At 63.1% G+C, this 8028-nt stretch carries 7 protein-coding genes; 1 reads left to right on the top strand and 6 read right to left on the bottom strand.

Features of this window, described 5'->3' with window-relative positions; genetic code table 11:
• Positions 1–226 precede the first annotated feature (226 nt).
• From fhuB to ATY75_RS01810, 3 genes are read right to left on the bottom strand one after another with little or no spacing between them, the layout of a single operon-like run.
• The gene (fhuB, locus tag ATY75_RS01820; protein WP_088936224.1) at positions 227–2194 is read right to left on the bottom strand and encodes a Fe(3+)-hydroxamate ABC transporter permease FhuB; all 1968 of its coding nucleotides are present in this window, start codon (positions 2192–2194) and stop codon (positions 227–229) included.
• Complete coding sequence (locus ATY75_RS01815; RefSeq protein ID WP_088936223.1) at positions 2191–3024, bottom strand: iron-siderophore ABC transporter substrate-binding protein; 834 nt, start codon at positions 3022–3024, stop codon at positions 2191–2193. The genes fhuB and ATY75_RS01815 overlap by 4 nt, the downstream gene beginning before the upstream one ends.
• Before the next feature lie 32 nt (positions 3025–3056).
• Complete coding sequence (locus tag ATY75_RS01810) at positions 3057–3548, bottom strand: GNAT family N-acetyltransferase (RefSeq protein WP_088936222.1); 492 nt, start codon at positions 3546–3548, stop codon at positions 3057–3059.
• A 164-nt stretch (positions 3549–3712) separates the two neighbouring features.
• Here ATY75_RS01810 and ATY75_RS01805 point away from each other — a divergent pair, with 164 nt between their 5' ends.
• Positions 3713–4369, top strand: a complete 657-nt coding sequence (locus ATY75_RS01805; RefSeq protein ID WP_088936221.1) for a sigma-70 family RNA polymerase sigma factor — start codon at positions 3713–3715, stop codon at positions 4367–4369.
• Here the strand turns inward: ATY75_RS01805 and ATY75_RS01800 are convergent.
• Genes ATY75_RS01800 through ATY75_RS01790 form a run of 3 tightly spaced genes read right to left on the bottom strand, consistent with a single transcriptional unit; the run spans position 4260 to position 7862 of the window.
• Positions 4260–5447, bottom strand: coding sequence for a PLP-dependent transferase (locus ATY75_RS01800; RefSeq protein WP_088936220.1), 1188 nt, complete (start codon positions 5445–5447; stop codon positions 4260–4262). The two genes, ATY75_RS01805 and ATY75_RS01800, sit on opposite strands and share 110 nt — an antisense overlap.
• A 10-nt stretch (positions 5448–5457) precedes the next feature.
• Positions 5458–6876, bottom strand: a complete 1419-nt coding sequence (locus ATY75_RS01795; protein WP_088936219.1) for an MATE family efflux transporter — start codon at positions 6874–6876, stop codon at positions 5458–5460.
• Complete coding sequence (locus tag ATY75_RS01790; RefSeq protein ID WP_190241300.1) at positions 6873–7862, bottom strand: GNAT family N-acetyltransferase; 990 nt, start codon at positions 7860–7862, stop codon at positions 6873–6875. The genes ATY75_RS01795 and ATY75_RS01790 overlap by 4 nt, the downstream gene beginning before the upstream one ends.
• Positions 7863–8028 lie beyond the last annotated feature (166 nt).

The following is an 8028-nucleotide window of genomic DNA, read 5'->3' as shown; positions in this document are numbered from 1 at the left end:
GCGTTCGCAAATCCAGAGAAAGAGGTCGCACCATCATTGCCGGCCTCCACACCAGCAATGACCTTGAATCACAAAATCAAAGGCAAGGGAATCTCCGCACGATTCCGATTAGCGCTGACAGACTCTAATCTTCCCGACCTCTGTTGGGTTAGGGTGAGGGGGCAGCCATCGGCATGAGTCAAAGGGCCCAACCTAAGCCCGCTTGAGACGTCGATTGCCGCCCCCTTCATGCTCGCCGGCGCAGAACCATCAGCAGCATCGGGGCGCCCACAAGAGCCGAGATCAATCCGGCGGGGATCTGGTAGGGGAAAGCGATCGTCCGCCCCGTCCAGTCGGCGAGGACGAGAAGGGCCGCCCCAATGAGGGCGGCGGCGAGGAGCTGGGCAGCGGGCCGGCGAAGACCGAGCCCATGGGCAAGGTGCGGGGCCATCAAGCCGACGAAGCTCAAGGGGCCGACGACGAGCGTCGCCGCCGCCGTCATGATCGCCGAGAGACCGAATAAGACCGCGCGTGCGGGAACGATTCTCAGGCCGAGTTCACTTGCCGTCTCGGTTCCAAGTTGCAGCAGGGCAAGCCAGCGGCTGGCGAGAAAGGCGGCGGCCAGACAGCCGAGCGCAATCAGAAGGGCGCTTGCGGCCACCGCATTGTCGACGAAATAGGTCGAGCCCGCCATCCAGCGGATGAGCGCCAGGCCGCGCGGATCGCCGCTCGCGGCAAGGACGCCGATCCCGGCGTCGAGTATCGCGCCGAGGGCGATGCCGGCGAGCAGCACACGGTTCGAGCCGAAGCCGGAACGCGCGCTCAGGAGGAAGATCAGGCTCAGCACGGCAAGAGCGCCGCCGCCGGCAAAGGCGAGCTGGATCGTCAGGCCGGGTGCCGCAAAGACAAACATGGCGGCGGCAACGCCGAGCGTTGCTCCTGCCGATACGCCGAGCACCTCGGGGCTTGCCATTTCGTTTCCGGTCAGCTGCTGCAGGATCAGCCCGGTCACGCCGAGCACGGTTCCGGCGCCGAATGCGGCGGCGACCCGCGGCAGCCGCAGGGGAAGGATTTCGTCCCAAGATACAGCCGGCAGCCAGGCCCAGGCACCGTCGGGTGCGCGGCCGAAGAAGATTGCGGCAATCGCCAAGATGATGACCAGGAGGAGCAGTGCAGCGAAGGATGCCGTTCTGTTGTCGATTGCATGTTGGGGCAACGCCGCGCCGGGCAGCGCACGCGAAGCCGTGGCGAGGCGGGGGAGAAGGGCGATCAGGATCGGGCCGCCGAGCAGCGCCGTCACCGCCCCGGTCGGCACGAAATCGCCCGGAGCAGCAAGTTTGGTCGCCTGGTCCGTCAGCAGCAGAAGGCCGGCGCCTGCAATGGGCGACCAGATCAACTGGCTGAGAATCCGCCTGGCGCCGGCGAGCCGCACGATCTGCGGGGCGACCAACCCGATGAAGCCGATGACGCCGACGGCGCTGGTAACGAAGGCGCTGAGCGCGATGGCAATCGCCAGCATGAAACCGCGGGCCCATTTGATCGGCAGGCCGAGGCTCGTTGCGCCGGCATCGCCGATCTGGCTCAGCGTCAGCGGTCTTGTGGCCAGAAGCGAAAGCGCCGCCAGCAGCGCCGCCTTCGGCAGCAGCGACGCCGGTATCACCCAGCTCTGCTGCGACAGCGACCCGGCGCCCCAGATGAAAATCCCCGAAAGATATTGATCGTTCATCAGCACCAGGATGGCCGCCGCCGCCCCGCACCAGAGACCGACGATCATGCCCGACAGGATGAGGGAAAAGGGCGAGAAGCCATGGCGGGCGCTGATCGAGAAGATGGTCAAGGCGGCAGCGGCACTGCCGGCAAGCGCGACCGCGTCCCGGCCCCATCCCGCGAGTGAGGGAACAGCGAGCATCACGGAAACCAGCGCCAGATTGGCACCGGTGGAAATGCCGAGCGTCGTCGGCGAGGCCAGCGGATTGCGCAGCACCTGCTGCAGGATCGTGCCGGAGAGCGCGAGTGCCGCACCGGCGATCAGGGCTGTCGCCATGCGCGGCAGCGTCGAATAGAGGAGGAGAAGGCGCTCGGCATCATAACCGCCGGACGCCGCCTCGAGATGGGGCAGTGCCGCCCAAACCTCCCTTACGGCAAGGGCCAATCCGGAAAAGAGCAGGAGGCCCGCAAGTGCGGGCGCGCCGAAGTGAGACAATCTGGCCTTCATCGGGCTGAGGCCTCCAGCGTATCGACGACCAGGGTCGAAAACCGCAGCGCCTCCTCAACCATTCCAAACATCAGAACGCCTGGAATGACCGAGAGCCGGCGGCCCTTGACGAAGGGAAGGCTGGTCCAGAGCGGGCTTTCGGAAAGCTGGGTCAGGACATCGGGTGGAAGCAGCGGCGAAACGATGATCAGATGCGCGTCTTCGCCGAGTTCGGCGAGCTGTTCCAGGCCGATCGTCTGAAATCCCCAGTAACTGGCCTCGCCCTTCCAGGCATTCTCAAGGCCGATGCGCTTCATGGCGCCGCTGAAAAGCCCGGGGCCGCCGTAGATGCGCGCATGCCTGTTGTCGATGAAGTTGATGACGGCAACCGGGGGAGCAGACAGGTTTTTTGTCCGCTCGCGCAACCGATCGAAACTGGCGTCGGCAGCGGACAGAAATGCCTTTGCCTGCTCTGTCCGTCCGATCATCGTGCCGAGCCGCAGCGTTTCGACGTAGGAACGGGCCAGTGCCTCGTTGTGCTCGGCATAAATGGTGAACCGCTCCACCGGCGCGATCCGCGACAGTTTTTCGTCCAGTGCCGCAAGGAAAGGGGTGCTGAGAATGAGAGACGGCCGGATACTGGTGAGAACCTCGAGATTGATCTCCGAGCTGGTGCCGAGATCGACGACATCGGCCGGCATCGTCGGTTCGACCACCCATTCCCCCCAGTTTCTCAGGGAAACGACGGCGCGCGGCGTTTGGCCGAGCGCCAGCATCGTGGATGCCAGTCCGTAATCGAGCGAAACGACGCCGCCATCGCCGGCGCGTACGGTTGCGGGTGCGCCGGTCATCGCCAGCGTGCCAAGCAGAAAGTCTCGTCGTTTCAAAGCGTCGTCTCATCTGCCTGGACGCCGGCGAGCGGCTTGACCATGAACAGGCATGGGTGGTCCTCGTCCCATAACTCTGCAAAGACCTCCGCCCTGATGAAGCCGTTCCGGTCGTAGAAGCGCCGCGTCGCCTCGAATTGCGGTTCCTCGCGGCGGCGCGGGGCGAGCGTCTTGACCGTCAGCAACCGGGCACCCGCATCATGGCTGAAGCGTTCGGCTTCGTCGATGAGCTGACGTCCGGCGCCGCGGCCGTGATGTTCGGGTCGGGTCGCGATCAGCGCGATTTCGACGGCGCCGGGCAGGTGCGGCTTCAAGGCAATCAGTGCGGTGACGACATCGGCTTCGATATAGCCGAACACCGGCAGCTCTTCGATCGCCTGGACACTCGCCTCGATGACCTCCGGTTCGGAAAACCAGTCGGGCAAAGCCCCCATGATCGATCGGCAGAGCTCCGCCTTGCCCGTCAGGATCTCAACTGTCCTTCCCATTTTTTCTCGCTTTCACTCCGTCGATTTAAACTTGACTCCTGTTATCACCTTAAAATAGACACTGCAATCAAATCGTGTACTTTCCCTCCAAAAAGGAGCGCCACGACCGCGTCGACCAGTAACGACAGAGCCTGATTTTCCATTTGTAAAAAGGGTACAGGACAATGCAAGCATTGCATCGCGATGTGAATGGAAATGCCGTTGTCAACGCCATGATCGAAAACAAGGATAAGCTCCTTAAGACGATTGAAAGCGTTGTCAAATCAAGGCCATATTCCGAGGATATCTTTCAGGATGGCGTGATTAAAGCTTACGGGGTCAAAACCGATGGTATTCGTTGCCCGATCGGTTACGCCTTCCGGATGGTCTATAACCTTGCACTCGATGAAAGCCGCCGCCGCCGTCAGCAGATGAACAACTATAGGTCGATCGACCAAGTTCAGGAGATCACGGCTCCCATCCCCACCGTACTCGACCAGCTTGTCGCTGCCGAGACGCTGCGCGATGTGCTTGCCTCGCTCGAGGCCCTGCCGAAGCGCACCAACGATGCCTTCATACGGCACCGCCTCAACGGCGTGCCGCAGAAGGATATTGCCGCCGAACTCGGCGTTTCACGGACCCTCGTCAACTTCATGATCAAGGCGGCGGAGGAGCATTGCCATCTGGCAATGAACGAGCCTGCCCGCCCCGATGACGAACGCGCGCGGAATATTACCGCTTCGCGGCGTGCAGCGCCTGCTGCAAATCGTTCCACAGCAGTTCCGGCTCTTCCAGGCCAACGGCGAAACGAACCGTCTGCTCGCTCACGCCGAACCGGATGAAGGAGGTCATCCGGTCGGGGATCTGCAGCGCCACCTTGGCGGGGACCACCAGGGTTTCGGGTCCCCCCCAACTGACGCCGAGGCGGATGTCGCGCAGACTGTTCACAAAACGGGCGACGTCGATATCGGGATTGAGGTCGAAGGCGAACAGCCCGGCATAACCCGACAGCGTCGCCCGACCGGGATGATCCTGAAAGGCCGGGTGACGGACGCGGGCGATGGCCGAATGCTGTTTCAGCCGATCCGCCAGCAGAAGCCCGCTGCGCTCATGTTCCTTGAGGCGGACACGCAGGGTGCGCATGCCGCGCAACAAGAGCCAGGCCTCGAAGGGCGAGAGCTTGGCGCCGACATAGGGATAGGAGGTCGAATTGATCTTCGCGATCGCCTCCTTCGAACCGACGACGACGCCGGCGACCGTATCGCTATGGCCGCCGAGATATTTCGAGGCGGCGTGAATGACGATATCGACGCCGTGCTGGATCGGCTTCTGAAACAGCGGCGTTGCCCAGGAATTGTCGATGATGGTGGTAACGCCCGCCTCCTTCGCCATGGCCGACAGCGCCGCAATGTCCTGCAGTTCGAAGACGAAGGATGTCGGGTTTTCGAGATAGAGCAGCTTGGCGCCGGAGAGCGCCTTGCGGACCTCGTCATGGTCGGCGGGATCGACGAAATCGACGGCGACGCCGAGCCGGTCGAGCAGTTTGACCAGAAGACGGTAGACATCATTATAGAGGTGGCGGACGGCAACGACCCGGTCGCCGGCCTGCACCAGGCTCAGAATTGTCGAGGTGATGGCGGCCGTTCCGCTCGAAAAGGCGCGTCCATCCTCGGCGCCCTCGAGGCGGGCGACCAGGAGTTCGAATTCCCGGACGGTCGGATTGTCGCCGCGCGAATAGATGTAGTTGCGGGTGCGGCCGGCGAAAACATCCTCCATCTCCTCGTAACTGTCGTAGGTGAAGAGCGAGGTCTGGAAGATCGGCGGCGACACGGCGTTGAATGCCGCCGGATCGACGGGCGTGAAGAGATCGTCGGCGACGGCATGGGCGCCAAGGTCGTGCGGATTGATCGACTGGTTCATGGTCATCCTCTCATGGACAAAAGCTGGGAGTGGGACGGATGGAGGTCAGAGGGCTGGTGGAGCGCTGCCGGAGTGCGCTGAGCGACCTCACCAGGCAGACGGCCGACAGCAGGCCGGTGAGGGCTGAGGCCAGGAACATGGCGGCCAGCAGGCCCGAAAAGCCGAAGAAGGGCGGCAGGAGCGCAAGCAGCGGAAAGAGCAGATAACCGTTTTGCGCCAAGCCGATGGCAACCGCCGCCTTGGGTCTGCACTGCGCCTGGAACAGGATCAGCACCGTTTGCCGCAGGCCGAACAGCAGAAGGGGAAGATGGGTTGCGACGATCGCCTGCCCGGCTATCCCGATCGTTGCCGCATCGTCGGTGAAGAACGAAGCAAGCTTTTCGGAAAAGCCGATCGCGGCCAATCCATAGGCGCCGCTGACCGCACTGGTGACCGCTGTCAGGATGCGGGTTGCCGACAGCACCCTGGCCATATCGCCGCGACCCCAGGCAAAGCTTAGGATGGACTGGGCCCCAAGCGAGATGCCGATAACTGGAAGGGTTCCGACGGCAAGCAGCCGCAAGGCAATCCCGATGCCGGCAATGCCGGCTTCTCCGTGATAGGTGGCGGCGAGCGACACCATGATCGCGATCGCGCCTGCCGTCGTCAGGCTGGTCAGCGTCGTCGGCGCCCCGACGGCGAGGACGGGCCTGAGAGTGCGGATATCTGCCAGCCGCCAGTCAAGGCTCAGCCGGACCGTCCCAAGCCGCCTGAAGTGGTAGGCGCCATAGATGGAAAGCGCGACGAGCTGGGACAGGATGGTGGCGATGGCCACGCCCTGCAGACCGAGGCCGAAGCCGAAGATCATGATCGGGTCGAGGATCATGTTCAAGGCAAAGCAGGCGACCAGCGTCCACATGCTGAAGCGGGCGTTACCCTCGGCGATCGCCAGAAAATCCAGAATGATCTGCGCCATCGTCAGCGGTATCGAGATCGCGATGATCATCAGGTAATGTTGCGCAAGCGGCTCGATCGCTGATGTGGCGCCGAACAGCAGCAGATCCGGAAAGGCGACGATTGCGATCGCACTTGCCGCGCCGAAGGCGACGCCGGCAGCAAGGCTGATCGACGCAATGGCGCCGGCCCGCGAGCGGTTGCCGGCGCCGAGCATCCGTCCGACCTCGGTTGCGACGCCGACGCCGATGCCTTCGCCGAAGGCGGCGATCAGCATCAGGATCGGCAGGACGATCATGATCGCGGCGATCTGGTCTTCGCCGATCATGCCGACGAAGACCATGTTGATCGTGTGATGGGCGGCATTGATCGACAGGCCGAACATGGCCGGCAGTCCGAGCCGCAGCAGCAGCCTGAGAAGCTGCGGGCTGGCAAGATCCTCCGGGGCGAGGCGCCGTTTGCGGAGGCTGCCGCTCATCTCGCTCATGTCGTTCATGATGCGGGCACCCAGAGATGGTCGCCGAAGAAACGCTCGCGGGTCAGCATCACCAGCAGCGCCCGCTTGTGCGGAAAATTGAAATGCTTGACCTTGGCAAAACCCGAGCGATCGAGGTTGCGGATCTGTTGCTCATGACTGGCGCGCGGCTCGCCGACGATGCGCCTGGTGCGCGGATCGTCGAGGAAGATGAAATGCATCAGCGACGGAAGCCAGGCGCTGATCCATTTCTTGCCGCGATAATCGGGTTCGCCGATCGCGACATGCCAGCCGCGGTCATAGTCGTCGGCATCGTAATAGGGGCCGAGCCGGTTTTCCTTGGCCCAATAGATCTCGAAATAGCCGAAGGGGATGTCGGCGAAACTGCCGATCAGCGGCAGGACATGCGGATCGGCGATCCGCTCCTCCAGGATCTCCCGGTGTTTGTCGAGCGAGCCGGCATCCTCCCAGATCGTGTTGACCTGCTCGTCGTTCATCCAGCGGTGGAACGCGGCAAGATCGGTCTCGGGATCGGCCACCCGGAAGCTGATGTCCCGCTCCAGCCAGGGAATGAAGCGCCGGTAGATCGTGCCCTTCGGCTTTGCCGGCCGGCGCGGATGATAGCGGCCGGCGGTCATTTCCTGCACCGGCGGCAGCGGGTAGCTGAGCTGCGGCAGCCAGAGCGACGGCCATTGCCAGAGGATCTCTGAAGCCAGCCTGCCGCCGGCACCGGAAATATGCGGCGGGAGGCTCGCCTGATGCCCCTCGAAGACGACGGATCTGATCGAGCGATCTTCCGCCGTCACGGCTTCGGCAGCCGCCATCAGAAGTTCCGCCGGTCGCGCGGGATCACCGTGGTAGAAGGTGATCGTTGCGACGCCGGCCTCGACCTCGAAAGCGGCTTCGTGGTGCCCGTGCGCGGTCTTCAGGTGGACGATATTGGGGGCGAGCCTGATGTAGCTCCGCGACTGCAGAGCCCGCCTTTGTTTAGCGGCGTCGAAATCCATAATGTTCTCCTTGACCGACAGGGCTTTTGATGCGGCGAGCATGAAGCGCGCTCCTGTGCCGATTTGGTAGAATGACGATCCATCTTCCGGCGGATTTAGGGGTAAGCGAAGAAAAAAATTCTCAGCAATTTTCTAAACCGCAGCCGTCGGGATCCGTCATTTGCGC

This window comes from Rhizobium sp. N122 (genome assembly GCF_002211295.1).
Lineage (GTDB): Bacteria > Pseudomonadota > Alphaproteobacteria > Rhizobiales > Rhizobiaceae > Rhizobium.
This window is presented reverse-complemented; position numbering and strand designations above follow the sequence as displayed.